The 302-nt window shown below is 58.7% G+C and carries 1 pseudogene; it reads right to left on the reverse strand.

Annotation, left to right across the window (positions count from 1 at the left end):
• Window positions 1-128: 128 nt before the first annotated feature.
• Window positions 129-302: pseudogene (locus tag Z052_RS21385) on the reverse strand (winged helix-turn-helix domain-containing protein); the annotation flags it as partial.

Genomic DNA, 302 nt, shown 5'->3' on the forward strand with positions numbered 1-302 from the left:
TCGGGCGATTCGTGAAGTACCTTGACGAACCGCTTGTGCTGTTCATCAGAGAGTTCGGTTGGTCTGCCTTCGCGCGGATCGTCGTAGGCGACTTGCTCGACCGGCTCATCAGCGAGCCGGNNCGTCGGATTTGTAGAACTCCGGCCGGGCTGTCTTCCAGGACAGCCCGGCCTCAGACATCAATCTCCGGACGTGCCGCTCACAGTACTCAACGTCAAACTCTTCGGCGAGATAGTGACGAGCTAGTGGAACAGACCACGCGGGCGCGTCTAATCCTACTTCCTCGGGCGATTCGTGAAGTA

Source organism: Halorubrum sp. C191, assembly GCF_002727095.1.
Classification (GTDB): domain Archaea; phylum Halobacteriota; class Halobacteria; order Halobacteriales; family Haloferacaceae; genus Halorubrum; species Halorubrum ezzemoulense.